A 26,169-nucleotide genomic window follows, 5' to 3' on the forward strand; every position below is an offset into this window, starting at 1 on the left:
TGCGGGAAGCGGTTGTAGTGCTCGGGGTTGAGACCGACGATCTCCAGCAGCTCGCGGACCCGCTTCTCCCGGCCGCCGGGCGGGTTGATGCCGTTGATCTCCATCGGACCGGAGATGATCTTGCCGACCGTGTGCCGCGGGTTCAGCGAGGCGTACGGGTCCTGGAAGATCATCTGGATCTCGGACCGGATCGGCGCGAGTTGCTTGCGGTTCGCGTGGCTGATGTCCTGACCGCGGTAGGTGATCGTGCCGGCCGTGGGCTCCAGCAGGCGGGTGATGAGCCGGCCGGTGGTCGACTTGCCGCAGCCGGACTCGCCGACCAGGCCCAGGCTCTCGCCCTCGGCGACCTGGAAGTCCAGGCCGTCGACGGCCTGCACCGCGCCGACCGTGCGCCGGATCGGGAAGCCGCCCTTGATCGGGAAGTGCTTGGTCAGCCCGGAGACGTCCAGGAGGGGAGTGGTGTCGCTCATTGGTGAATTCCGTCTCTTGTACGTCAGTGGGCCTTGGCAGCCGTGTCGGTGAGGTACTCGCGACGCTGCTCGTCCGTCAGATGGCAGGCGCTGCCGCGACCGTCCACGATCTCCAGCAGCGGGCGCTCCTTGGCGCACCTGCCGTCCGGGACCTTCTCCGCGAAGGCACAGCGCGGATGGAAGCGGCAACCGGTCGGCGGGTTCAGCAGCGACGGCGGCGAGCCGGGGATCGGGTTGAGCGGCACGTCCACCGGGCCGTCCAGGCTCGGCATGGAGCCGAGCAGACCGAAGGTGTACGGGTGCTGCGGGGTGCGCAGCACCTCCGCCTTCGGGCCGCGCTCCACGCACCGGCCGCCGTACATCACCAGCACGTCGTCGGCGATGTCCGCGATCACACCCAGGTCGTGGGTGATGAAGATGATCGCGGTGCCGAACTCCCGCTGGAGGTCCTTGAGCAGGTCCATGATCTGGGCCTGCACGGTCACGTCGAGCGCGGTCGTCGGCTCGTCGGCGATCAGCAGCTCCGGGTCGCACACCAGCGCCATGGCGATCATCGCGCGCTGGCGCATACCGCCGGAGAACTCGTGCGGGTAGCTGTCCACCCGGCGGTCGGGCTGGGGGATGCCGACGCGCTTCAGCATCTCGATGGCCCGCGCCCGCGACTCGGCCTTGGAGGCGCCGGTGTGCTTGCGGTACACCTCGCCGATCTGCGTGCCGATGGTGTGGTACGGCGACAGCGAGGCCAGGGCGTCCTGGAAGATCATCGCCATCTTGTTGCCGCGGAGGTGCTCCAGCCTCTTCTCCGGGGCGCCGTTCAGCTCCTCGCCGTCCAGCTCGATGGAGCCGTCGATCGCGGTGCTGTCCGGGTTGTGCAGGCCCAGGATGGCCAGGTTGGTGACCGACTTGCCGGACCCCGACTCACCCACGATGCCCAGCGTCTTGCCGCGTACGAGGTCGAAGGAGAGGCCGTCGACGGCCTTGACGACGCCGTCCTCGGTCGAGAAGTGCACCTTCAGGTCCTTGACGGACAGGAAGGGCTGCGAATCGGTGCTCGTCACGGGGACGCTCCAGAGGGGGGTGATGCGGGGTAGCTGGCGGAGGAGGGCGGGGTCAGGCGAGCCGGATCCGCGGGTCGATCAGGGCGTAGCAGGCGTCGACGACGATGTTGGCGATCACCACGAAGGAGGCCGTGATGATCATGACGCCGAGCAGCATCGGCAGGTCGTTGTTGATCACCGACTTCACGGCGAGCAGGCCGATGCCCTGGAGGCTGAAGGTCTTCTCGGTGATCATCGCGCCGCCGAGCAGCACGCCCATGTCGATGCCGAAGATGGTGACGATCGGGCCCATGGCGCCGCGCCAGGCGAAGCGGAAGAAGACGTTGCGCCGGGACATGCCCTTGGCGCGGGCGGTGCGGACGTAGTCCTCGGTGAGCGTCTCGACCAGCTGCGAGCGGGTCATACGGGTGTAGTTGGCGGTCCAGATGAGCGCCAGCACCAGCCAGGGCACGAGCAGGCCGGTGAACCAGGCACCCGGATTCTCGCTGAACGGGGTGTAGGAGGGCTGGTCCAGCAGGTGCGACTGGTAGACGAGGAGGTACAGGGCGACCGGGCCGACGAAGTAGATCTGCATCGAGGAGGCGACCAGCGAGGCCGAGCTGGCGATCTTGTCCAGCGGCTTGCCCTGCTTGACCGCGGCGAGCATGCCGGTGCCGATACCGAAGATCAGGAAGACGACCGCGGAGCCGATGGCGAGGGAGGCGGTGGTCGGGAAGCGGTCCCACACCGTCGCGAGGACGGGCTCGCGGTTGATGAACGAGTAGCCCAGGCAGGGGGCGTCGCAGTGGCCGAAGCCGGGGTAGTCGCGGCCCACGAAAATGGCCTCAAGCCAGTGCCAGTACTGGACCGGCAGCGGGTCCGAGATCCCCATGTTGTGCCGGATCACGTCGAGCGTCTCCGGGGTGCAGACCTTGCCGCAGGCGATCCGGGAAGGGTCGCGCGGCACCGCGTAGAAGAGCATGTACGTGACCGCGCTGATGATCAGCAGCGTGACCACGGCGCCGAGGAGCCGGCGGACGAGGAAGCGAAGCATGGGGGTTGGCTTTCCTGGGAGGGCCGTCGTGCGGAACGGGCCGGGACGGGATGACCGGAGGCCCGGTGGACGAGCCGAGGGCGGGGCGGCCGGAGCCGCCCCACCTCTCAGGTGTGGATCAGGCCTTGACGTACATCTTGTAGAGCATGCAGCCGTCGAAGTTCGGGTCCATCTTGACGTTGCCGAGCTTCGAGCCGTGGAGGTACAGGCGCTTCATGTAGACGTCGGGGATGAAGGCACCCAGCTCCGTGACCTGCTTGTCCAGGGCGGCCCACATGGCGTTGGCCTTGTCCTGGTCCGTCTCCGCCGTGGCCGCCTTGATGGCCGCGTCGACGTCCGGGTTCTTCAGGTGGCAGTAGTTGGTGCCCTGGTCCACCACGTTGTGGCTGTCGAACAGCGGCTGGAAGACCGAGTAACCGGTCGGCCAGTCGGCGGACCAGCCGCCCCAGTAGATGTCGAACTCGTTGTCGAGCTTGCCGATCTGGTCGTACCAGGTGGTGGAGTCGATGCCCTTGGTGACGACGTCGAAGCCGGCCGCCTTGAGGGCGTTCTCGACGACGACCTTGACCTTGGCGTTGATCGGGTCCTGCTGGTAGGCGTAGACGACCTTGGTGCCGAGCTTGCCGGCCTTCTTCAGGACCGCCTTGGCGGCGGCCGGGTCGCCGGCCGGGTTCTTCAGCTTGCCCCAGACGTCCTGCGACTTGTAGCCGGCGACGAGCGGGCTCATGATGCCGGTCGCGTAGTCACCGCGGTGCGTGCCGCCCTGGATGGAGCGGATGCCGGCGGTCGGCCAGGCCTTGATGATGGCCTCGCGGACCTTGATGTCGGTGACGCGGGTCTGGTTGATCCAGTAGACGCTGGTGCCGCTGCTCAGGTCCTCGAAGAGGCGGTCCTTGGCCTTGGCGGTGGCCTGCTGGACCTTCGACTGCGGGACGGTCCGCCAGGACACGGCGTACTGGTCGTTGCCCGAGTCGGCGATCAGACGGTCGGCGGCGGTCTCCGCCTCGATGCCGAAGGTGAAGTCGAACTCGTCCGGGTAGGCGTTGCGGATCGGGTCCGTCTTCGGGTCCCAGTGCTCGTTGCGGACCAGGACCATCGACTTGTCGGTCTGGTGCGACTTGACCTTGTACGGGCCGTTGGAGAACGGCTTCTTGTCGTAGTTCTGCTTGGTGTCGTGCTTCACCGGGTTCGGCGCGTACGAGTGCATCGCGACGACGTAGTTGAAGTCCGGACGCGCCTCGGCGAGGTGGAAGGTGATGGTCTTCCCGCTCGTCGTGATCGACTTGAGGTGCTTGTTGCCCTTGAAGGGACCCGGGTAGGACTTGCGGTACTCCTGCGTGCCCGTCAGCCAGGTCTGGGCGTACACGGCGCCCTCGGTGATGAAGTTGGCGAAGGCGCGCTCGAAGCCGTGGCGGACGTCGTCGACGGTGACGTCGGAGCCGTCCTCCCACTTCACGCCGTCCTTCAGGGTGAAGGACCAGGTCTTGCCGCCGTCCTTCATGGTGCCCGTGTCGGTGGCGAGGTCGCCGACCAGGGTCATGGAGCCGTCGTCGCCGACCTTGTAACCGGTCAGGGTGCGGGCGAGGACGATCACGGCCAGCGAGTTCCACGCGTAGTAGACGCGCTGCGGGTCGAGGTGCGAGAAGTCGTCGTCGTTCAGCAGGTAGACCTTGCCGCCCTTCTTGGCTCCGGAGACCTCCGGAGCCGGGCCCTGCGAGTCCGCCGCCGTGCCGATCTTGACGGTGGTGGTGTGGGCCTTGGCCGCTTCCTGCTTGCCGGTGCCGGTGCTGCTGGAGTTGCCGCTGCTGCACGCGCTCAGCACGGTGCTGGAGGCGGCGGCAACACCGGTGGCTATCAGGAAGTTTCTGCGCGAGAAGGACATCGCATCCTGCCTTGAAGTGGGTTGATGAGAGAAGCCCGGCACCCCGGCGTCCTTGCCGTGGTCCTGAAGGAGGGCCGGAGTCAGCGCTTGGTCTTCGGGTCGAGCGCGTCGCGCACCGAGTCACCGAGGAGGTTGAAGGCCAGTACGAAGATCACCATCGAGATGCCGGGGAAGAGCAGGAAGGTGAAGTCGTCCTGGTAGAAGCCGGCGGCGTACCCGATCATGACGCCCCAGTCGGGGGTCGGGTCCTGCATGCCGACGCCGAGGTAGGCGAGGCCCGCCTCCGTGGTGACCATCGCGGGCAGCAGGAGCGTGCCCTGGATCAGGATGGGCGTCCACAGGTTGGGCAGCAGTTCCTTGAAGATGATGCGGGCCGGAGACGCGCCCGTGACCTTCGCGGCCTCGACGAACTCCCGCTCGCGCAGGGCCAGCACCTGACCGCGCAGCAGCCGGGCGATGGAGGCCCAGCCGAAGACGACCAGCAGGGTGATCAGGGAGATCACGACGATCGAGGTGGGCGTGTCCTCGTTGCTGGCCACGAAGAGGCTGAGGACCACGGGCGTGAACGCCACGAAGAACAGCTGCTGCGGGAAGGCGAGCAGGATGTCGATGACCCGGCCCAGGATCCAGTCCGTCTTGCCGCCGATGTAGCCGGCCGTGATGCCGATCACCACACCGACGATCATGATGAGCACCGTGATCGCCGTCGCGAGCAGCAGCGAGTTGCGGATCGCGTACAGCAGGAACGAGAAGACGTCGCGGCCGAGCTGGGGGTCGATGCCGAACCAGAACTCGCTGTCGATGCCACCGTTCGGCTTCGCCGGGAGACCGTTGTCGCCCAGCAGTCCGGGCGTGTTGATGCCGTACGTCGTGTACGGGTCCTTGCCGTACAGCTTGGTTATGAGCGGCGCCGCGAGGCCGATCACGAAGAAGAGGATCACGATGATCGCCGAGGCGACGCCAACGCGGTCCCGCTTGAAGCGGCGCCAGGCCAGCTGCCCGGGGGACCGGCTCTCGCTGCCCTTCGACCCGTCCGAAGTGATCGACTTCTCGACGGTCTCGTCGGTCACCTCAAGCGGGGCAGCCGCGGATGGAGTTGGGGGGGTCATGGTGCTCCTGGCCCAAGGGAGGGTCTGATGACTCCGCAGGGCGCTCCCCTACGGGCTACGCCGGACTTTTTCAACGCAATTCATTCAAGGTCAATAAATTCTCGGCCGCCTTGGTTGTCTCTTTACCTTCTTTACCCTTCCTTGATCGTTCCGTAGCTACGCGGGTAGCGCGCCGTAATCAATCCGTGCTTCACATCGGGCCAATCGGACTAAACGGGCAAGGAGTTCGATATGCGGACGGTGGAGTGTCGACATGCGTACATCGGCCTGCCTCAATCCAACGTTTCGGCATCGTTACGCGAAGATCTATTGCGCTCGTCGCCCAAGATCATCGAGGCGGCCGAGGGGGCGGTGCCTGCATTCGGATGACGTCTTCCCCCAAAGGCCGCTCAATCGGGCGGCGGGCATGCGATACATGCCTTATGTAGCGATATTGACCGGTAGTGGATCAATGTCGCGGAGGAGGCACGCCATGCGGGGAGTCACGCATGCCCGGGGGGCCGTGTGCGCGGTGGCGCTGGCTCTCGCCGCCACCGGCTGCGGGGGCGGCGGCTCAGGCGGCGGCGGCACCTCGGGCGCGGTGCTCAGCTCCTCCTGGGGCGACCCGCAGAACCCGCTGGAGCCGGCCAACACCAACGAGGTGCAGGGCGGCAAGGTCCTCGACATGATCTTCCGGGGCCTGAAGAAGTACGACCCGAGGACCGGCAAGGCCACCGACATGCTCGCCCGGTCCATCGACACCGACGACTCGCGGAACTTCACCATCAAGGTGAAGCCCGGCTGGACCTTCTCCAACGGCGAGAAGGTCACCGCCCGCTCCTTCGTGGACGCCTGGAACTACGGCGCGAGCCTGCGGAACAACCAGAAGAACGCCCTCTTCTTCGGTTACATCGACGGCTACGACAAGGTCCACCCCAGCGGCGGCAGGCAGACCGCCGACACCCTGTCCGGGCTGAAGGTGGTGGACGACCACACCTTCACCGTCCGGCTCAACCAGAAGTTCTCCACCTTCCCGGACACCCTCGGCTACGCGGCCTTCGCCCCGCTGCCGCGCGCCTTCTTCACGGACCACGCGGCCTGGCGGAAGAAACCGGTCGGCAACGGTCCGTACACGGTCGCTTCCTATATGAAGGGGTCTCGGATGTCCCTGCGGAAGTGGGACGGCTACCCGGGTCCGGACAAGGCACGCAACGGCGGGGTCGACCTGAAGGTGTACACCGACAACAACACCGCCTACACCGACCTGATGTCCGGCAACCTCGACCTGGTGGACGACGTGCCCGCCGCCCAGCTGAAGAACGTCAGGACCGACCTGGGCGACCGCTACATCAACACCCCGGCCGGCATCCTCCAGACCTTCGCCTTCCCCTACTACGACAAGGCGTGGGACAAGCCGGGCTCGGAGAAGGTCCGCACGGGCCTGTCCATGGCGATCAACCGGAAGCAGATCACCGAGACGATCTTTCACGGCACCCGCACCCCGGCCACCGACTGGACCTCGCCCGTCCTCGGCGTGGCCGGCGGCTTCAAGGAGGGCCTGTGCGGCAAGGCCTGCGAGTACCACCCGGACGAGGCCAAGAAGCTGATCAAGGAGGGCGGCGGGATCCCCGGCGGCCAGGTGAAGATCACGTACAACGCGGACACGGGCTCGCACAAGGAGTGGGTGGACGCCGTGTGCAACTCCGTCAACAACGCCCTTGGCAACGACAAGGCGTGCGTCGGCAACCCGGTCGGCACCTTCGCCGACTTCCGCAACCGCATCGGGCAGCACAAGATGACCGGACCGTTCCGCGCGGGCTGGCAGATGGACTACCCGCTCATCCAGAACTTCCTCCAGCCGCTGTACTACACGAACGCCTCCTCCAACGACGGCAAGTGGTCGGACAAGGAGTTCGACGAGTTGGTCGACCGGGCCAACGCCGAGAGCGACCGGACCAGGGCCGTGAAGCTGTTCCAGCAGGCCGAGGGGGTCGTCCGGGACAACATGGCCGCCATCCCGCTCTGGTACCAGAACGGCAGCGCCGGCTACTCCGAGCGGCTGTCCGACGTGGCGCTCAACCCGTTCAGCGTGCCCGTCTACAACGAGATCAAGGTCAGCTGAGCCGCCATGGGGCGCTATGTCGTCCGGCGACTGCTCCAGATGGTCCCGGTCTTCGTCGGGTCCACCCTGCTGATCTTCCTCATGGTCAATGTGATGGGCGATCCCGTCGCCGGCCTGTGCGGGGAGCGGGCGTGCGATCCGGCGACGGCGGCCCAGCTGAAGCGGGAGTTCGGCTTGGACAAGCCGGTCTGGCAGCAGTACCTCACCTACATGGGGCACCTGTTCACCGGCGACTTCGGTACGGCGTTCAACGGGCAGAAGGTCACCGAGCTGATGGGCACGGCGTTCCCCGTCACCATCCGGCTGACGATCGTGGCGATCCTGTTCGAGATCGTCATCGGCATCACGCTGGGCGTCGTCACGGGCCTGAGGCGCGGCCGGCCCGTCGACACCACCGTGCTGCTGCTCACCCTGGTGGTGATCTCGGTCCCCACCTTCGTCACCGGTCTGCTGCTCCAACTGCTGCTCGGGGTGCGGTGGGCCTGGATCAAACCGTCCGTCTCCCCGGACGCGGCCTTCGGCGAGCTGATCGTGCCGGGCCTGGTCCTCGCCTCGGTCTCCCTGGCCTACGTCACCCGGCTGACCCGCACCTCCATCGCGGAGAACAAGCGCGCGGACTACGTCCGTACGGCCATCGCGAAGGGCCTGCCCCGGCGCCGGGTCATCACCCGGCACCTGCTGCGCAACTCGCTCATCCCCGTGGTCACGTTCATCGGCACGGACATCGGCGCGCTGATGGGCGGGGCGATCGTCACCGAACGGATCTTCAACATCCACGGCGTCGGCTACCAGCTCTACCAGGGCATCCTGCGCCAGAACACCCAGACGGTCGTCGGCTTCGTCACCGTGCTCGTCCTGGTCTTCCTGGTCGCCAACCTGCTCGTCGACCTCCTGTACGCCGTACTCGACCCGAGGATCCGCTATGCCTGAGCAGCAGCCGTACGAGGCCGGGCGTGCCATCGCCGGCACCGGGATGGGCGGCGCGATGGACCTCGCGGCGAGCGAGGCGGCCACGCTGGAGCGGACACCGGGCGGCCCGGAGGGCACGGGGCCGGCGGGCAGGCCGCGTTCCCTGTGGTCGGACGCCTGGCGGGACCTGCGCCGCGACCCGGTCTTCCTCGTCTCCGCCCTGGTCATCCTCTTCCTGGTGTTCATCTCGGTCTGGCCGTCGGCCATCGCTTCCGGGAACCCGCTCACGTGCGACCTGGCCAGGGCGCAGGACGGCTCGGCTCCCGGGCACCCCTTCGGTTACGACGGTCAGGGCTGCGACGTCTACACGCGCACCGTGTACGGGGCCCGTACGTCGGTGACGGTCGGGGTCCTGGCCACGCTCGGGGTGTCGGTGTTCGGGTCGGTGCTGGGCGGGCTGGCGGGCTACTTCGGGGGCCTGTGGGACGCGGTGCTGTCCCGGATCACGGACATCTTCTTCGCCATCCCGGTCGTCCTCGGCGGACTCGTCCTCCTCTCGGTCGTGACCTCCAATACGGTCTGGCCGGTCATCGGGTTCATGGTGCTGCTCGGCTGGCCGCAGATCTCCCGCATCGCGCGCGGCTCGGTCATCACCGCCAAGCAGAACGACTACGTCCAGGCCGCCCGTGCCCTGGGCGCCTCCGACTCCCGCATCCTGCTGCGGCACATCGCGCCGAACGCCATCGCCCCGGTGATCGTGGTGGCGACCATCGCGCTGGGCACCTACATCGCGCTGGAGGCGACCCTGTCCTACCTCGGCGTGGGCCTCAAACCCCCCAGCGTCTCCTGGGGCATCGACATCTCCGCCGCCTCCCCCTACATCCGCAACGCCCCCCACGCCCTGCTGTGGCCCTCGGGCGCCCTGGCGGTCACGGTGCTGGCGTTCATCATGCTCGGCGACGCGGTCCGCGACGCCCTCGACCCGAAGCTGAGGTGAGGTCCGCCGTGCTGCTCGACGTACGCGACCTGCACGTGGAGTTCCACACCCGCGACGGGATCGCCCACGCCGTCAACGGAGTCGACTACGCCGTCGACGCGGGTCAGACCCTGGCGGTGCTGGGGGAGTCGGGGTCGGGGAAGTCGGTCACCGCGCAGGCCGTGATGGGCATCCTCGACACACCGCCCGGGCGGATCACCCAGGGGCGGATCCTGTTCCGGGGCCGGGACCTGCTGACGCTGAAGGGCGAGGAGCGCAGGAGGATCCGGGGCACCGAGATGGCGATGATCTTCCAGGACGCCCTGTCCGCCCTCAACCCGGTGATGACGGTGGGGGACCAGCTGGGGGAGATGTTCGTCGTCCACCGAGGCATGTCGCGCAAGGAGGCACGCGCGAGGGCCGTGGAGCTGATGGAGCGGGTGCGGATCCCGGCCGCCGCCCAGCGGGTGCGCGACTACCCGCACCAGTTCTCCGGCGGGATGCGCCAGCGCATCATGATCGCCATGGCGCTGGCCCTGGAACCGGCCCTCATCATCGCCGACGAACCCACCACCGCCCTCGACGTCACCGTCCAGGCCCAGGTCATGGACCTCCTCGCGGACCTCCGGCGCGAGTACCGCATGGGACTGATCCTCATCACCCACGACCTGGGCGTGGTCGCCGACGTCGCCGACAGGATCGCCGTGATGTACGCGGGACGGATCGTGGAAACCGCCCCCGTCCACGACCTCTACAAAGCCCCCGCCCACCCCTACACCCGGGGCCTGCTGGACTCCATCCCCCGCCTCGACCACAAGGGCCGGCAGCTCTACGCCATCAAGGGCCTGCCACCGAACCTGACACACATCCCGCCCGGCTGCTCCTTCCACCCCCGCTGCCCCATGGCCAGGGACGTCTGCCGCACCGACGAGCCCCCGCTGTACGAGGTGTCCGACGAGCGGGGCAGCGCCTGCCACTTCTGGAGGGAGTGCCTCGATGGCTGAACCGATTCTCGAAGTCAGCGGCCTGGTCAAGCACTACCCGCTGACCCGGGGCATCCTGTTCAAGAAGCAGATCGGCGCGGTCAGGGCCGTCGACGGCGTCGACTTCACCCTCGCCCAGGGCGAAACCCTCGGCATCGTCGGCGAATCGGGCTGCGGCAAGTCCACCGTCGCCAGACTCCTGTGCGGCCTCGAACGACCCACCGCCGGCACCATCACGTTCAAGGGCGAGGACATCACCCGGCTGTCCGGCAAGGCCCTCAAAGCCGTGCGCCGCAACATCCAGATGGTCTTCCAGGACCCGTACACCTCCCTCAACCCCCGCATGACGGTCGGCGACATCATCGGCGAGCCCTACGACATCCACCCCGAGGCGGCCCCCAAGGGCGACCGGCGCCGCCGGGTCCGGGAACTGCTGGACGTCGTCGGCCTCGACCCCGAGTACGTCAACCGCTACCCCCACCAGTTCTCCGGCGGCCAGCGCCAGCGCATCGGCATCGCCCGCGGACTGGCACTGCGCCCCGAGATCATCGTCGCGGACGAACCCGTCTCCGCCCTCGACGTCTCCGTCCAGGCCCAGGTCGTCAACCTCCTCGCCCGCCTCCAGAAGGAGTTCGACCTCTCCTACCTCTTCATCGCCCACGACCTGTCCATCGTCCGCCACATCTCCGACCGCGTCGCCGTGATGTACCTGGGCCGCATCGTGGAGACCGGACGCGACAGCGAGATCTACGACCACCCCACCCACCCCTACACCCAGGCCCTGCTCTCCGCCGTCCCCGTACCCGATCCCGACGCCCGCGAACACCGCGAACGGATCATCCTCACCGGCGACGTGCCCTCCCCCGCCGACATCCCCTCCGGCTGCCGGTTCCGCACCCGCTGCTGGAAAGCCCGGGAACGCTGCGTCGTGGAGGTCCCCCCGCTCGCCGTGCCGGCCGCCTTCCGCGACGCGGCCGGTCCCGCCGCGCACCCCTCGGCCTGTCACTTCGCGGAGGAGAAACAGGTGGTGCCGCCGGAGGAGTCCCGGCACAACGGCAACGGGCCGGGGTGACATGGCGCACCCCGGCCCGTTCACGGCACCCGCACGGCCGTACGTCCTTCAGGATGCCGTGTCCGTATAGCGGCACAGCTTCCGTGAAGTTGCCTGTGTGTTAACGCGGTTCACCGGCGTCCGCGGGCCGGGGCAGGGAGCGTCGGAGGAAGTCCAGCTGGAGCAGGAGCAGGTTCTCCGCGACCGTCTCCTGCGGGGTCATGTGGGTCACCCCGGACAGCGGCAGCACCTCGTGCGGGCGGCCGGCGGCCAGCAGCGCGGAGGACAGGCGCAGGGAGTGCGCGACGACCACGTTGTCGTCCGCCAGCCCGTGGACGACCAGCATCGGGCGGTGCGGCTCGGCGGGGTCGACCAGGCCGGCGTCGTCGATCACCGAGTTGCGCCGGTACACCTCCGGCTGCTCGTTCGGGTCGCCGAGATAGCGTTCCTGGTAGTGGGTGTCGTACAGCCTGAGGTCGGTGACCGGCGCGCCGACCACCGCCGCGTGGAAGACGTCCGGGCGGCGCAGCACCGCCAGCGCCGCCAGGTAGCCGCCGAAGGACCAGCCCCGGATCGCCACCCGGGTCAGGTCCAGCGGGTACCGCTCGGCGAGCGCGTGCAGGGCGTCGACCTGGTCCTGGAGGACGACCGCCGCCACGTCGTCCCGGATCGACTTCTCCCAGGCGGGCGAGCGGCCCGGGGTGCCCCGTCCGTCGGCGACGACCACCGCGAAGCCCTGGTCGGCGAACCACTGGGAGGTGAGGTGGGCGTTGTGCACGGCGGCCACGCGCTGGCCGTGCGGACCGCCGTAGGGGTCCAGGAGAACCGGCAGGGGAGTGTCACCGGGGTAGTCCCGTGGCATAAGCACGGCGCACGGAATTCGGCGTGCGCCCCCTTGGGTGAGGGTCACTCGGGGGGACAAACCAGGATCTTCGGCGTACGACCGGACAGTAGCCGTCTGTTTTCCGTCACACAGCACCTGGACCCGGGCGCCCGGCCGGTCCAGCGCGGCCGACACGAGGACGGTCACGTTCCCGGAGCGCACCGCCGAGTGCACACCGGGTTCCCGCGACAGGCGCTCCACGCCCAGTTCGTTCACCCGGTACACATGGACTTCGCCAATTTCCGGCGCCTCGGCCTCCGGCCCGGAGGAGGCGGAAACCAGTACGTCGTCCGCACCCACGTCCAGAACCGCCCGCAGATGCAACTGACCGCTGGTCAAGGGACGTTCGCCGACCGCCAGGACTCGTGCGCCCCCCTCGTCCGCGATACGGACAAGCTGCCCCGAGGGGCTCCAGCAGGGCACACCGGCGAACAGTTCCAGCCAAGTTGGATCTTCATCGGCGTGCACCATCCGCGTGGCCCCGGAATCCGGGTCCACCGCCAGGTAGAGCTGGCTTCGCTGATCCCGCGCCTGCACCAGCAGCAGCGGCGCACCCGCCTCTGACCAGTGCACACGTGCCAGATACGGGTAGCGCGGGCGGTCCCAGACCACCTCCGTGCGCGTCCCGTCCAGCCCGTACACGAACAGGCGGACGTCCGCGTTGGGGGTGCCCGCGGCCGGGTACCGGATGCCGGCCGGCTCACGGTCCGGGTGGGCCGGATCGGAGATCCACCACCGCCGTACCGGCGTGTCGTCCACGCGTGCCACGAGCAGCCGGTCCGATCCCGGCGCCCACCAGAAGCCCCGCGAACGCGCCATCTCCTCCGCCGCGATGAACTCCGCGAGGCCGTAGGAGACGTCCGCCGACTCCGGCTCGGCCAGCGCCCGGTCGCCGTCGCCCCCGGCGCCCACGACCCGCAGCGCGCCCCCGGCGACGTACGCGATGTGCCGGCCGTCGGGCGCCGGACGCGGGTCGATCACCGGACCGGGGACGGGGAGTTCGCGTGCCGTCCCGGCGCGCAGCTCCGCCGCGAAAAGCCGCCCTGACAAGGCGAAAGACGCCAACTCCAGGGCGCTGTCGGTGGCATAGCCGATGATCCCGGCGCCGCCCTCGCGGCTGCGCTCGCGGCGCGCCCGCTCCTCGGCCGAGAGTTCCTCGGCGGCGCCCTGGAGGAGCGCGCGCGGGTCGGCCGCCAGGCGCTCCGCACCTCCCGGAAGATCCATGACCCACAGGGAGTTGGCCCGGTCGGTGCCCGAGCCGGAACGCAGGAACGCGACACGCGAACCGTCGGGTGCCACGGTGAACGCACGCGGCGCGCCGAGCGTGAACCGCTGGGTCCGGGCGTGCCGACGGGGGAAGGAGTCAGCCTCGGTCGTCATACCCCGACCATATTGGCCATGCGCCCCCTTGTGCGGCTGTGCGCCGATCGATGCGCGAGTACGGATAGTTATGATCACTACCGCAGAGTGGGTAGGAACCTGCTGTCGTCTGCATGGAATTGCTCTACTGATCTGGAACCCGCGTCCCCTGGGATCTTTGGAGGTGAGCCGCCGTGGCACTCTCGATTTCGGCGGTGGTGCTGCTGGCGATCATCGTCTTCCTGCTGATCAAGAAGTCAGGGCTGAAGGGCGGCCACGCGGTCGTCTGCATCCTGCTCGGCTTCTATCTCTCCTCCTCGACCGTGGCTCCCACGATCAGCGAGCTGACGACCAACGTTGCGAGCATGATCGGCAGCATCAAGTTCTGACGGCCGGCGTCGCGGGGCCGGGCGGGAGAACCTCGTAGGGTGGTGGCCATGACGGAACTGCCCTCCCGGCGTCTTCTCCTGGTGCACGCGCACCCGGACGACGAGTCGATCAACAACGGCGCGACCATGGCCCGGTACGCGGCCGAGGGTGCCCATGTGACCCTGGTCACCTGCACCCTGGGGGAGCGGGGCGAGGTCATCCCGCCTGAGCTGCGGCACCTGACGGGTGCCGCGCTGGGCGCGCACCGGCGCGGCGAGCTGGCCGCGGCCGTGTCCGCGCTCGGCGTCACGGACGCCCGGCTGCTCGGCGGCGCCGGGCGGTACGGCGACTCGGGCATGATGGGCCTCGCCGACAACGACGACCCCGGCTGCTTCTGGCGGGCCGACCTCGACGAGGCCGCCGGGAGGCTCGCCGAGGTGATCCTGGAGGTCCGCCCCCAGGTCCTCGTGACGTACGACGACGACGGCGGCTACGGCCACCCGGACCACGTCCAGGCCCACCGCGTCGCCATGCGCGCGGTCGACCTCGCGGCCGAACGCGGCCACCGGATCGCCAAGGTGTACTGGAACCGCGTCCCGCGCTCCGTCGCCGACGCGGCCTTCGCACGCCTCCAGGACGAGCTGTCCGCACTGCCGTTCGACAAGGGCGCCGCCGTGGACGACGTACCCGGCGTGGTGGCCGACGAGCGGATCACCACCACGATCGACGGCACCGCGTACGCCGCGGCCAAGGCCGCCGCCATGCGCGCCCACGCCACCCAGATCGAGGTCGCCGAGCCGTACTTCGCGCTCTCCAACGCCCTCGCCCAGCCGCTGTTCACCACCGAGTACTACGAGTTGGTGCGCGGCCCGGGACAGCGCGGGGAGACCGACCTCTTCGCCGGCCTCGACCTCGGGGAGGCGTCATGAGCGACGGCGGGAACGGCTCCCTGCTCGCCCAGCCGCTGCGCCCGCCCTCCGCGGGACGGGCCGCCGCCCTCGTCGGCCTGTTCCTGCTCGGCGCCGTTACGGGCCTGGCCGGGGCCCTCCTCCAGGCGGCCTGGTTCCCCGGCGGGCTGCTGCTCGCGCTCGCGGGCGCCGCCGGACTGTTCCTCGGCGGCGCGTACGCCACCGGCGGCCGGGGCGGGGCGGTCGCGCCGGCGGCGGGCTGGGTCGTCGCCGTCCTCCTGCTCACCACCACGCGCCCGGAGGGCGACTACCTCTTCGGCGCGGGCGGCAGTTCCTATCTGTACCTGCTCGGCGGCATGGCCCTCGCTGTGATCTGCGCCACCGTTGGCGCGGGACGGCAACCGCGCGGCGGCCCCGCCCGACTTGGCAAGTGACGTACCACTTCGCCGTGCGGCGCGGATGCGAGTCCGGTGTGGGTTTCCTCGACGGTCATGGGATACGCGCCAGAAGTGGCCAGTATGGTGGTGCGCGCCGCCGAGCCTCCCCCAAGTTCTCGACTGCGCTCGAACAGGGGGCACCCCCAGCTGAGGTCGAAACGGGCGGCGGAGCCAACCGGGAGAACCTGCCTTGAGTCGTGAAACTGACACTCCGTCCTCCGGGCCCAACGGGCGCGGCGGAGCCGCATACCCCTCCGGCACGCCGCCGTACGGGACCCCCATGGCTTCCGACGACGGTACGGGCGCGGGCCGTTCGGGCACGCGGCCGGAGGAGAAGAAGACCGAGACCACGCTGACGACCCGGATCCGGATCAACATCCCCGGGTCCCGGCCCATCCCGCCGGTCGTCGTGCGCAAGCCCGTCGGGGAGGGCGAGGGCGCCGAGGAGGCGCCGGCCGCCGAGCCGCTGCCCGTGGCCGACCGGCCGTCCGCCGGTACCGCCGAGGCCCCGGCCGAGCCCACCGCCCAGGCGGAGGAGAAGACCAGCGACTGGTTCGCGCCGCGCAAGTCCGGCGCGCCCAAGGGCGGTCCGGGCGGCGCCGGCACGAACGGCGCCGGGATGTCCGGCGGTTCCGCCGCCACCCCCGCCTCCTCCGGCGTGTCGGGTGCCCGTTCGAGTGGTCCGGGAGCTTCGGGTGCGGCCGGTACCACCGGCGCACGCCCCGGCGGCGGCCGTCCCGGTGGCGTGGTCGGCTCCATGAGCGCGCCCGGCGGTCCCCGCCCCGGCGGCACGAACGGCAAGGGCCTGCCCGGCGCCACCGGCGGCCCGGTCGCCCCGGGCCACGGGGGCGGCACCGGCTCCTTCGACGTGACCGAGGCCCTGACCGCGGGCCCCCTCGGCGGCGGCTCCCGGCCCGGCTCCCCCGGCTCCGACGAGCCCCGCCGTGACGACCTGCCGTACTTCTCGGAGAACGGCGGCCAGGACGACTTCGGCACGGGCACGGCGGGCGTCGGCGGTCAGGACGGCTATGGTGCCGGTGCGGCGGGCGTAGGCGGTCAGGCCGGCTACGGCGCCGGTGCGGCCGGGGCCAACGGGCACGACAGCTACGGCGGTGCCGCGGGCGGTGCCCGTGGGAACGGCGGTCCCGGCGGCGCCAGCGGCTTCGACGGACCCGGTGGCCATGGCGGCCCCGGCGGCCCGCAGGGCGGACCGGCCGGTCCCACCAGCGGCCCGGTGACCGGCGACGGCATCCTGGTCCCGCCGGCCGCCGGTGGCGTCGGCATGGGGCCGGGCGAGCCCTTCGACGGCCCGGCGGGCGCCGGCTTCGGCGGCCAGGGCACCCCGCCGGCGCGCAGCGCCCTCGCCGACATCGCCGATCTCGACGCGCCCGGCGTGGCGGGCGGCTTCAACGGACCCGGCGGTGCCGGCGGTCCGGGGGTCAACCCCGGCGGCCCGGCGGGCCGTGGCCCCGGTGGCGGGCTCAGCGACGACACCGCGATCCTCACCCCGCAGAAGCCGGCCCCGGAGCCGGGCACGCCCGGATACCGGCCCCCGTCCGCCGACAACGTCTCCGGACACACCGTCACCAGCGGCATCCCGGTCGTCCCGAACGCCGGCAAGCCCCCGTTCGGCACCCAGCCCGGCGGCCCGGCGGCGCCCACGGCGGCCAAGCCGGAGCCGGCCGCCGCGCCCAAGGCGGCGGGCAAGCCGAAGAAGAAGGGCCGCAGCAAGCTGATGCTGCTCGTCGTCGGCGTGTTCGTCGTGGCGGGCGGTGCCTACGGCGCCGGACTGCTGATGAACCACACCGACGTGCCCAAGGGCACCACCGTGCTCGGTGTCGACATCGGCGGCGGCACCCGCGACGACGCCGTCAAGAAGCTGGACGACGCCTTCGGCAGCCGGGTGAACAAGCCGCTGAAGCTGGCCGTGGGCGGCAGGACGGTCACCCTCACGCCGGAGAACGCCGGTCTCCAGTTCGACTACCAGGCCACGGTGAGCGGGGCCGCGAAGAGCGACTACAACCCGGTCCACGTCGTCGGTTCCCTCTTCGGGCAGAAGCGCGTGGTCGAGCCGGTCATGCCGGTGGACGAGGAGAAGCTCCAGGCCGCGCTCCAGCAGGCCGGCGGCGGTTCGGGCTCGGCCACGGACGGCACCATCAAGTTCGAGTCCGGCGGCAAGGCCGTGGCGGTCTACGGCAAGGCGGGCAAGGCCATCGACGCGGGCCGCTCGACCACGGCGGTCGAACAGGCGTACCGCACGCTGGTGGAGACGGGCAGCACGCCCCCGGTCACCGTGCCGACCACCATCAAGCAGCCGACGGTCTCGAACGCCGAGGTGGACCGGGTGATGAACGACTTCGCGAAGCCCGCGATGTCCGGCATCGTCAAGGTGCAGACCGACGCGGCGCACGTCATCCGGTTCGGTCCGCTGTCGCTGCCGAAGATCCTCGGCTTCAAGGCCGTGGACGGCAAGCTCGTGGACACGTACGACCTGGGCGCGCTCAAGGAGGCCTACGGCACCACCTTCGACGGCGTGCAGATCCAGACCGCGACCGGGAAGCGCGGTGTCCTGCCGCAGGACGTGGTCGGCGCGCTGCGCCAGGCCCTGCGGGGCAAGACGGAGGCGGAGCGGGTCGGGGTCATCGACACCAACCCGAGCTAGCCGGCTGCTTCCGGGGGCGCCCTTGTCCAGGGGGCGCCCCCTCGCCGTGTCCGTCACCCGCACCGCGTGACATCTGTCATGCGGCACTCAGGACCCCCGACACTGCCCGCTCCCGGGCCCCCGCCGCCAGCATGGACGGCATGACGACGACAGCGGCACCGGCCACCACCCCGGTGGTCGGGTTCGACCAGGTGACCAAGACGTACGGGAGCGTGCGGGCCGTCGACGGCCTCTCGCTCCGGCTGTACCCGGGCGAGACCGTCGCCCTCCTCGGCCCGAACGGGGCCGGCAAGTCCACCACCCTGGACCTGCTCCTCGGGCTCAAGCACGCCGACGGCGGCACGGTGAGCCTGTTCGGCGGCAGCCCCCGCGAGGCGATCGTGGCCGGCCGGGTCGGGGCGATGCTCCAGAGCGGCGGCCTGATGGACGGCGTCACCGTCACCGAACTGGTGAAGCTGGCCTGCTCCCTGCACCCGCGGCCGTACCCGGTCTCCGACGTGCTGGCCCGGGCGGGCATCGCCCAGATCGCCGACCGCAAGGTGGACAAGCTCTCCGGCGGCCAGGCGCAACGGGTCCGGTTCGCCCTCGCCACGGCCGGCGACAGCGATCTGATCATCCTGGACGAGCCGACCACCGGCATGGACGTCGCCGCCCGCCAGGCCTTCTGGGCCACCATGCGAGAACAGGCCGACCAGGGCCGTACGGTCCTCTTCGCCACCCACTACCTGGAAGAGGCCGACGCCATCGCGGACCGGGTCCTGGTGCTGCACCGGGGCCGGCTCCTCGCCGACGGCACGGCCGCCGAGATCAAGGCCAAGGCGGGCGCGCGGCGGATCTCCTTCGACCTGGCCGGCGAGATCGACACCGGCGCCCTGCGCGGGCTGCCGTTCCTCACCTCGATCGACGTATCGGGCCAGACCGTCCGCATCCAGTCAGCCGACGCCGACGCGACCGTCCACGCCCTCTACGGCCTCGGTGTCTACCCCCGCAACCTCGAAGTCGCCGGGCTCGGTCTGGAGCAGGCCTTCGTCGCCATCACGGAGGCCGAGGAGGCCAAGCAGTCGTGAACGCCCTCATCAAGCTCGAACTGGCCCGCGCCCTGCGGAACAGGAAATTCCTGTTCTTCTCGGTGCTCTACCCCTCGATCATCTACCTGATCTTCTCCAGCAGCGCCGGCTCGGCCGAGCGGGTCGACGGCACCGGTCTGACCGTCGCCACCTACCTGATGGTCTCCATGGCCTCCTTCGGCGCCCTGACCGCCGTCCTGATGGGCAACAGCGAGCGCATCGCCAAGGAACGCGAGAGCGGCTGGGTACGGCAGCTACGGCTGACCCCGCTGCCCGGACGCGGCTACGTCCTCGCCAAGACCGCGAGCGCCGCCGTGGTGAGCCTGCCGGCCATCGTCGTGGTGTTCGCCGTCGCCGCCGGCGTCAAGCACGTACGCCTGGACGCCTGGCAGTGGCTCGCGCTCACCGGGGTCATCTGGGCCGGCAGCCTCGTCTTCGCCGCGCTCGGCGTCGCCATCGGCTACCTCGCCTCCGGGGACGCGGTCCGCCCGATCACGATGATCGTCTACTTCGGCCTGTCGCTCCTCGGCGGCCTGTGGATACCGTCCGCGACCTTCCCGCAGGTCCTCCAGGACATCGCCAAGTGGCTCCCCACGCACGCGTACGCTGCCCTGGGACGGGCGATCGAGCAGAGCCAGGCCCCGCACGCGGCGGACATCGCCGTCCTCGCCGTCTACTTCGTCCTCTTCGCGGGCGGCGCGGCCTGGCTGTACCGGAAGGACACGCTGAAGGCGTGAGCGCGATGACGGAAGACCCCCTGACCGGCCAGAAGCCGCCGGAACACCAGGTCCGGCTGGGCCAGCGCCCCCGCACCCGGCGGGACGTGCCGGCCAAGGTGCTGTGGATCGGCGTGTGGCTGGTCTTCCTCAGCTCGCCGGTCGGCGACCTGGTCGGCGGCCACCACACCGCGCGCGCCACCCTCGCCGGCTCCCTCGGCCTGGCCGCGTTCGTCGGGGTCTACCTGGCGCTGGTCTTCCGCAACATGGGCCGGTCCTTCGCGCCCCGGACCGTCGTCGGCCTCATCGCGGTCCTGGCCGTCCTGGCCCCCGTCCTCGCCTACACCCTCGGCAGCGCCTGGCTCGGCCTCTTCGTCTACCTGTCGGTGGCCTGCGGGGCCACCCTGCCGGTCCGGGCGTCGTACTGGGCGATCCCGGCGACGGCCGCGCTGATGTACCTCGTCGGGCTGCACTCGAACGAGAAGGAGGCCCGTGGCCTGCTGCTCCTCGTCGTGCTCATCGGGTTCGCGATGGTCGGTGTCGGACAACTGGTGCGCACCACGATCGAGTTGCGCAAGGCGCGGGCCACCGTCGCCCAGCTCGCCGCCAACGAGGAGCGGCTCCGCCTCGCCCGCGACCTGCACGACCTCCTCGGCCACTCCCTGTCGCTGATCACGCTCAAGAGCGAGCTGGCCGGCCGGATGCTGCCCGACCACCCCGACAAGGCGGCCCAGCAGGTCGCCGACATCGAGCAGGTCAGCCGGCAGGCCCTGGTGGACGTCCGGGAGGCCGTCACTGGCTACCGGCGGCCCCGGCTCGCCGCCGAACTCGCCGGCGCCCAGGTCGCGCTGACCGCCGCCGGGGTCGTCGCCGAGGTGCCCGCCGAACCCGACCTCGCCGGCGTGCCCGGGGAGGCCGAGTCCGCGCTGGCCTGGGCGCTGCGCGAGGCGGTCACCAACGTGGTCCGGCACAGCGGCGCCGACCGCTGCGTCGTACGGCTGCTGCGCCGTCAGACCCTGGACGGACCGGTGCTCGAACTCTCCGTCGAGGACAGCGGGAGCGGGGGCTCGGGAAAGGGGCCCGGCAATGGCCTGACCGGGCTGACCGAGCGCCTGGAGAAGGCCGGCGGCAGCCTGGAGGCGGGCCGGGTCGGGCACGGGTTCCGGCTCGTCGCCCGCGTGCCCATGGCCGCCGGGGCGGACATAGGATCCGGGGCATGACGAGCATGATCAAGGTCCTCCTCGCCGAGGACCAGTCGATGGTCCGCGAGGCGCTGGCCGCGCTGCTCGGCCTGGAGGACGACATCGAGGTCGTCGCCCAGGTGGCGCGCGGTGACGAGGTGCTCGCGGCCGTCGGCGCGCACGGCGTGGACGTCGCGCTGCTCGACATCGAGATGCCCGGCTGCACCGGCATCGAGGCCGCGGCCCGGGTGCACCGCGAACATCCGGGGGTCAAGCTGGTCGTCCTGACCACCTTCGGACGCCCCGGCTACCTGCGCAGCGCCATGGAGGCGGGCGCCGACGCCTTCCTCGTCAAGGACGCCCCGGCCGCGCAGCTCGCCGAGGCGATCCGCAAGGTGCTGGCCGGCGAGCGGGTCATCGACCCCACGCTGGCCGCCGCCGCGCTCGCCGAGGGCGCCAACCCGCTCACCGAGCGCGAACGCGAGGTGCTCCGCGCGGCGGCCGACGGCTCCACCAACGCCGAACTCGCCCAGGCACTGCACCTGTCCCAGGGCACGGTCCGCAACTACCTGTCGACCGCCATCCAGAAGCTGGCCGCGCGCAACCGGGCGGAGGCGGTACGGATCGCCCGGGACAAGGGGTGGCTGTGAGGGACCACCCCGGTCTCAGTTGAGCTTGGACCTCGCCGTGCGCGCCTCCTGCCGGACCTTGCGGGCCGCCGACTCGTCCACCACCTCGATCAGGTCGGCGTAGTGCTGTAGTTCCTCGGCACCCGCGACGAACTCGCCGCGCTGCACCAGCAGTTGCCCGCGCTCGTAGCGCAGGCGTGCCGGGTGCGAGGGTATGAGCAGCGCCAGCTCCACCGCCCGCAGCGCGACGTCCGACCGCTCCGGCCGGGCCGCCGCCCACGCCCGGATGTTGTTCAGGACGCGCTGGACGACCTCCAGGGGCGGCGCCGGCTCCAGCATCGAGGGGTCCAGGGACGTGCCCGTGGCACCCACGACCAGCAGCTCGGCGTCCGGCCCGGTGAGCACCCGACCACCGTCGAACGGATCGGCCAGCACCTGCTCCGCCGCCGCCCCGAACCCGACCACGAAGTGCCCCGGCAGCGCGACGCCGTACACGGGGGCGCCCGCCCGGCGCGCGACCTCCAGCCACACCACCGACAGCAGGATCGGCAGCCCGCGCCGTCGCCGCAGCACCTCGTGCAGCAGGGAGGACTCCAGCCGCTGGTAGTCGCCCGGCGTCCCGTGGAACGCGTGGCGGGTGCCGAGCAGCCGTCGTACGGCCTCCGCCCACGCCCGTGGCCCGCCCGGCCGGAACGGCAGCTCGCCCGCCAGCCGGTCCAGCTCCGCCTGCGCGGCGTCGATGCCGGCCTCGTCCAGCGAGCCGTCCGTCACCGCGCCGATCAGCAGACACAGCGCCGACAGGTCCGGCCGCTCGGACCGCGCTTCCTCTGCGAACCGCCGCCGCAACTCGGCGGAGCGGTCCTCGGAGGGAGGGTACGGGGGCGGCAGATACGGATGACTCATGGCAGCCTCATGCCCTTCCACGGCGCGTTCTACGGCCCCGCGAAGCGGGATACCTGCGGCGCCCGGGACGCCGGGTGGCCGCTGGGCTGCGCCCGGCCGCCACGGTGGCTACCCGGCCGGGTCGGGCTGCTGGGCCTGTCGGCGGGCTGGGTCGGGCTGCCGGGGTGGTTGTTCGGGTGGGTCGGGCTGATGGGGTGGTTGCGCGCGTGGGTCGGGCCGCCTGGGTGGCTGCTCGCGCGGGTCCGGCCACCGGGGTGGTTGTTCGGGTGGGTCGGGCTGATGGGGTGGTTGCGCGCGTGGGTCGGGCCGTCTGGGTGGCTGCTCGTGCGGGTCCGGCCACCGGGGTGGTTGTTCGGGTGGGTCCGGCCGCCGGGGTGGTTGCGCGCGTGGGTCGGGCCGTCTGGGTGGCTGCTCGTGCGGGTCCGGCCACCGGGGCGGTCGCTCGCGCGGGTCCGGCCGCTGGGCATGTCGCCTTGCTGGGGGCGGGTACTGGGCGCGTCACTTGCCTGGGTCCGGGGTCTCGGGGTTGTCGCCCGGCAGGGACCGGGTCTCGGGGCTGTCCTCAGGCAGGGGCTCGGTCTCCTGGGTGCCTTCTGGCCGGGGCCTGGTCTCGGGGGTGCCCGTCGGCAGGGACTCGGTCTCGGGGGTGCCCTTCGGCAGGGGCCCGGTCTCGGGGGCGTCCTCCGGCAGGGGCCGTGTCTCGGGCGTATCCGCCGGCGAGGGCCGGTCGGCGGTGGCGGGGGGCTGTTCCGGCAGGTCCTGCTCCTCGGGGGCCCGGTAGTGGTGGTAGGCGTGGTGGGGGGTGAAGCCCAGGGCGCGGTAGAGGGCTCGGGCGGAGTCGTTGTCGGTCTCCACCTGGAGCCAGGCCGCCGAGGCGCCCTCCTCCAGCGCGCGCCGGGCCAGCGCGGCCATGACCTCGGTGGCCAGCCCCTGCCGCCGCCGGCCGGGGTCCACCTCGACGGCGGCGAACCCGGCCCACCGTCCGTCCACGACACACCGCCCGATCGCCGCCGGCGGCTCGCCCTCCCCGGCGCCGGGCACGGAGGCGAACCACACCGACGGCCCGGAGCCGAGCACCCGCAGGGCCACCTCGCTCACCCCCTTGCGCTGGTACCGCGCGAGCCACGCCTCGTCCGCCGCCCGGGACAGGACCACCCCCGCGCCCCCGGCCCGGTCCGCGACCGGCGCCAGGGCCCCGGTCCACAGCTCGGCGGTCACCTCGCGGACCCAGCCGCGCCGCTCCAGCTCCGCGCACAGCATCTCCTGCGTGCCCTCGGCGCCGGTCGCGGTCTGCGCGTACGCGGGCAGGCCGCGCTCGCCGTACCAGCGTCGTACGGCCGCCAGGGCCGCGTCGAGCGGAAGCCCGGGGTCCCCGAGCGGCAGCACGCTGTTGGCGCGCCGTGTGAACCCGCCGGCCGCCCGCAGCTCCCACTCGCCCAGCCGCTCGCTCTCCACCGGCCGCCACGCCCGGGAGGAGACCCGCACGAGTTCCGGGTACGTGGCGGCGGGCCCCCTGCGCCGCGCCGGGGCGGCGGGCACGACCTTCCCGGCGACCAGCGCGGATTGCGGGATCCGGACCCGTTCGCCGTCCCGCCGTGTGATCATGAGCACGCCACCGTCCCATGATGTGAGAACACCCACCGTGTCAGTGAACTTCTCCGGTCCGCCACCGGGTTCGCCCAACCGCCGTACAGAGACCCGTTTCCCCACGTCAGCGGGGGTGATTCGGACCTCCAGGCGTCCTTTCGCCGAGATTTCCACTGGTCAGTTCACCCCTCCTGTTCGGATCATGCTCCGGAACGGAGATACTAGGGGCGGGCATCGACGACGCCGCGCTCCCGCGCGCCAGGCGGCGGAGCCTGAGGAGGCCCGCCAGCGCCCTATCGAGGAGGAACGACAGCGTGACCTACGTCATCGCGCAGCCTTGTGTCGACGTCAAGGACAAGGCGTGCATCGAGGAGTGCCCGGTCGACTGCATCTACGAGGGCCAGCGGTCCTTGTACATCCACCCGGACGAATGCGTCGACTGTGGTGCCTGTGAGCCGGTCTGCCCGGTTGAGGCGATCTTCTACGAGGACGACGTCCCGGAGGAGTGGAAGGACTACTACAAGGCGAACGTCGAGTTCTTCGACGAGCTGGGCTCGCCCGGCGGCGCCAGCAAGCTGGGGCTGATCGAGCGCGACCACCCCTTCGTCGCCGCGCTGCCGCCGCAGGGCGAGTGACCGACTGAGCACCAAGCGGCCGTCCGCCACACAGCGCCGCGCCGCCTCGGTCCCGTACGGCCCGATCAGCCCGATCGGCGCCGTACGGGACCGAGGCGTTTGCCGCACCGTACGAAAGTGAGCCTGATTCCCGTGTCCGCAGTCTCCGACCGGCTTCCCACCTTCCCCTGGGACAAGCTGGAGCCGTACAAGAAGACGGCCGCGGCCCACCCGGACGGCATCGTCGACCTCTCCGTCGGCACCCCGGTCGACCCGGTCCCCGAGCTGGTCCAGAAGGCCCTGATCGACGCGGCCGACTCCCCGGGCTACCCGACCGTCTGGGGCACCCCCGCCCTGCGCGACGCGATCACCGGCTGGCTGGAGCGCCGCCTGGGCGCGCGCGGGGTCACCCACCGGCACGTCCTGCCGGTCGTCGGCTCCAAGGAGCTGGTGGCCTGGCTGCCGACCCAGCTCGGCCTCGGCCCCGGCGACAAGGTCGCCTACCCGCGCCTGGCCTACCCCACGTACGAGGTCGGCGCCCGCCTGGCCCGCGCCGAGTACGAGGTCTACGACGACCCGCGCGACCTGGACCCGGCCGGCCTGAAGCTGCTCTGGCTGAACTCGCCGTCCAACCCCACGGGCAAGGTCCTCTCCCGGCAGGAGCTCACGGACATCGTCGCCTGGGCCCGCGCCCACGACGTCCTCGTCTTCTCCGACGAGTGCTACCTGGAGCTGGGCTGGGAGGCCGACCCGGTCTCGGTCCTGCACCCGGACGTCAACGGCGGCTCCTACGACGGCATCGTCGCCGTCCACTCCCTCTCCAAGCGGTCCAACCTGGCGGGCTACCGCGCGGCCTTCGCCGCCGGCGACCCGGCCGTCCTGGGCCCGCTGCTGGAGATCCGCAAGCACGGCGGCATGATGACCTCCGCGCCGACGCAGGCGGCGGTCGTGGCCGCGCTCGGCGACGACGCCCACGTGCACGAGCAGCGCGAGCGCTACGCCGCCCGCCGCGCGGCGCTCCGCGCGGCGCTCCTCGCCGACGGCTTCCGCATCGAACACAGCGAGGCGAGCCTCTACCTCTGGGCCACCCGCGGCGAGTCCTGCTGGACCACGGTCGCCCACCTGGCCGACCGGGGCATCCTGGTGGCCCCGGGCGACTTCTACGGCGAGGCGGGGAAGAACCACGTCCGCGTGGCCTTCACGGCGACGGACGAACGAGTGCGAGCAGCGGTGGCCCGCCTGAGCGCGTAGCCCGCCCGTCCCGACGGCGCACAAGCCGACG

General features: G+C 71.0%; 22 protein-coding genes and 1 pseudogene. 15 read left to right on the forward strand and 8 right to left on the reverse strand.

What is annotated here, in order from left to right; all coding sequences use genetic code 11:
* From IE294_RS27310 to IE294_RS27330, 5 genes are all read right to left on the reverse strand, one after another.
* The coding region (locus tag IE294_RS27310) for an ATP-binding cassette domain-containing protein (protein WP_189890453.1) at window positions 1–470 on the reverse strand (470 nt) is incomplete at its 3' end.
* 23 nt (window positions 471–493) lie between these two features.
* A complete protein-coding gene (locus IE294_RS27315; RefSeq protein WP_189818109.1) occupies window positions 494–1,528 on the reverse strand; it encodes an ABC transporter ATP-binding protein in 1,035 nt (344 codons plus the stop codon).
* Window positions 1,529–1,580: 52 nt separating this feature from the next.
* The gene (locus tag IE294_RS27320; RefSeq protein ID WP_189890455.1) at window positions 1,581–2,561 is read right to left on the reverse strand and encodes an ABC transporter permease; all 981 of its coding nucleotides are present in this window, start codon (window positions 2,559–2,561) and stop codon (window positions 1,581–1,583) included.
* A 118-nt stretch (window positions 2,562–2,679) separates the two neighbouring features.
* The gene (locus tag IE294_RS27325; protein WP_189890457.1) at window positions 2,680–4,443 is read right to left on the reverse strand and encodes an ABC transporter substrate-binding protein; all 1,764 of its coding nucleotides are present in this window, start codon (window positions 4,441–4,443) and stop codon (window positions 2,680–2,682) included.
* 80 nt (window positions 4,444–4,523) lie between these two features.
* Window positions 4,524–5,513: an ABC transporter permease gene (locus IE294_RS27330; RefSeq protein ID WP_189890459.1), complete on the reverse strand. Its 990-nt coding sequence runs from the start codon at window positions 5,511–5,513 to the stop codon at window positions 4,524–4,526.
* Window positions 5,514–6,024: 511 nt separating this feature from the next.
* Here IE294_RS27330 and IE294_RS27335 point away from each other — a divergent pair.
* Genes IE294_RS27335 through IE294_RS27355 form a run of 5 tightly spaced genes read left to right on the forward strand, consistent with a single transcriptional unit; the run spans window position 6,025 to window position 11,593 of the window.
* Window positions 6,025–7,653 carry a peptide ABC transporter substrate-binding protein gene (locus tag IE294_RS27335; RefSeq protein ID WP_189890461.1) on the forward strand — a complete coding sequence of 543 codons (1,629 nt, stop codon included), beginning with the start codon at window positions 6,025–6,027 and terminating at the stop codon, window positions 7,651–7,653.
* A gap of 6 nt (window positions 7,654–7,659) precedes the next feature.
* Complete coding sequence (locus tag IE294_RS27340) at window positions 7,660–8,583, forward strand: ABC transporter permease (protein WP_189890463.1); 924 nt, start codon at window positions 7,660–7,662, stop codon at window positions 8,581–8,583.
* Window positions 8,576–9,559, forward strand: a complete 984-nt coding sequence (locus IE294_RS27345; RefSeq protein WP_189890465.1) for an ABC transporter permease — start codon at window positions 8,576–8,578, stop codon at window positions 9,557–9,559. Before IE294_RS27340 ends, IE294_RS27345 begins: the two co-directional genes overlap by 8 nt.
* 8 nt (window positions 9,560–9,567) lie before the next feature.
* Complete coding sequence (locus IE294_RS27350; protein WP_189890467.1) at window positions 9,568–10,542, forward strand: ABC transporter ATP-binding protein; 975 nt, start codon at window positions 9,568–9,570, stop codon at window positions 10,540–10,542.
* Window positions 10,535–11,593, forward strand: coding sequence for an ABC transporter ATP-binding protein (locus IE294_RS27355; RefSeq protein WP_189890470.1), 1,059 nt, complete (start codon window positions 10,535–10,537; stop codon window positions 11,591–11,593). The genes IE294_RS27350 and IE294_RS27355 overlap by 8 nt, the downstream gene beginning before the upstream one ends.
* A gap of 100 nt (window positions 11,594–11,693) precedes the next feature.
* Here IE294_RS27355 and IE294_RS27360 read toward each other — a convergent pair whose 3' ends face one another.
* A complete protein-coding gene (locus tag IE294_RS27360; RefSeq protein ID WP_189890471.1) occupies window positions 11,694–13,835 on the reverse strand; it encodes a S9 family peptidase in 2,142 nt (713 codons plus the stop codon).
* Between the two features lie 173 nt (window positions 13,836–14,008).
* On the opposite strand from IE294_RS27360, the gene IE294_RS27365 reads away from it, so the two are divergent.
* The 8 genes from IE294_RS27365 to IE294_RS27400 all read left to right on the forward strand — a co-directional run bounded on the left by IE294_RS27365 (window position 14,009) and on the right by IE294_RS27400 (window position 21,804).
* Window positions 14,009–14,203 (forward strand): hypothetical protein, encoded by a 195-nt coding sequence (locus IE294_RS27365; RefSeq protein WP_014674786.1) that lies wholly within the window; start codon window positions 14,009–14,011, stop codon window positions 14,201–14,203.
* A 48-nt stretch (window positions 14,204–14,251) separates the two neighbouring features.
* The gene (mshB, locus tag IE294_RS27370; protein WP_189890473.1) at window positions 14,252–15,112 is read left to right on the forward strand and encodes an N-acetyl-1-D-myo-inositol-2-amino-2-deoxy-alpha-D-glucopyranoside deacetylase; all 861 of its coding nucleotides are present in this window, start codon (window positions 14,252–14,254) and stop codon (window positions 15,110–15,112) included.
* Complete coding sequence (locus IE294_RS27375) at window positions 15,109–15,525, forward strand: DUF6113 family protein (RefSeq protein WP_189818124.1); 417 nt, start codon at window positions 15,109–15,111, stop codon at window positions 15,523–15,525. The genes mshB and IE294_RS27375 overlap by 4 nt, the downstream gene beginning before the upstream one ends.
* A gap of 193 nt (window positions 15,526–15,718) precedes the next feature.
* A complete protein-coding gene (locus IE294_RS27380) occupies window positions 15,719–18,190 on the forward strand; it encodes a hypothetical protein (protein ID WP_189890474.1) in 2,472 nt (823 codons plus the stop codon).
* Between the two features lie 140 nt (window positions 18,191–18,330).
* Window positions 18,331–19,257: an ABC transporter ATP-binding protein gene (locus tag IE294_RS27385; protein ID WP_189890476.1), complete on the forward strand. Its 927-nt coding sequence runs from the start codon at window positions 18,331–18,333 to the stop codon at window positions 19,255–19,257.
* A complete protein-coding gene (locus IE294_RS27390) occupies window positions 19,254–19,994 on the forward strand; it encodes an ABC transporter permease (RefSeq protein ID WP_189890478.1) in 741 nt (246 codons plus the stop codon). Before IE294_RS27385 ends, IE294_RS27390 begins: the two co-directional genes overlap by 4 nt.
* 5 nt (window positions 19,995–19,999) lie before the next feature.
* Entirely contained in the window at window positions 20,000–21,193 is a 1,194-nt protein-coding gene (locus IE294_RS27395; RefSeq protein ID WP_189890480.1) for a sensor histidine kinase, read from the forward strand.
* Entirely contained in the window at window positions 21,190–21,804 is a 615-nt protein-coding gene (locus tag IE294_RS27400) for a response regulator transcription factor (protein ID WP_189890482.1), read from the forward strand. Before IE294_RS27395 ends, IE294_RS27400 begins: the two co-directional genes overlap by 4 nt.
* A 15-nt stretch (window positions 21,805–21,819) precedes the next feature.
* Here IE294_RS27400 and IE294_RS27405 read toward each other — a convergent pair whose 3' ends face one another.
* Window positions 21,820–22,686 (reverse strand): transglutaminase family protein, encoded by an 867-nt coding sequence (locus IE294_RS27405; protein WP_189890484.1) that lies wholly within the window; start codon window positions 22,684–22,686, stop codon window positions 21,820–21,822.
* Window positions 22,687–23,454: 768 nt separating this feature from the next.
* Window positions 23,455–24,447: pseudogene (locus IE294_RS27410) on the reverse strand (GNAT family N-acetyltransferase); the annotation flags it as partial.
* 140 nt (window positions 24,448–24,587) lie between these two features.
* Here IE294_RS27410 and fdxA point away from each other — a divergent pair.
* On the forward strand, window positions 24,588–24,908 hold the full coding sequence (fdxA, locus tag IE294_RS27415; RefSeq protein ID WP_014674796.1) for a ferredoxin: 321 nt from the start codon (window positions 24,588–24,590) through the stop codon (window positions 24,906–24,908).
* A gap of 132 nt (window positions 24,909–25,040) precedes the next feature.
* Window positions 25,041–26,138 carry a bifunctional succinyldiaminopimelate transaminase/glutamate-prephenate aminotransferase gene (locus IE294_RS27420; protein ID WP_189890486.1) on the forward strand — a complete coding sequence of 366 codons (1,098 nt, stop codon included), beginning with the start codon at window positions 25,041–25,043 and terminating at the stop codon, window positions 26,136–26,138.
* The last annotated feature ends 31 nt before the right edge of the window (window positions 26,139–26,169 follow it).

Origin of the sequence: Streptomyces canarius, from assembly GCF_014650735.1 — a bacterium.
Classification (GTDB): Bacteria; Actinomycetota; Actinomycetes; order Streptomycetales; family Streptomycetaceae; genus Streptomyces; species Streptomyces olivaceoviridis.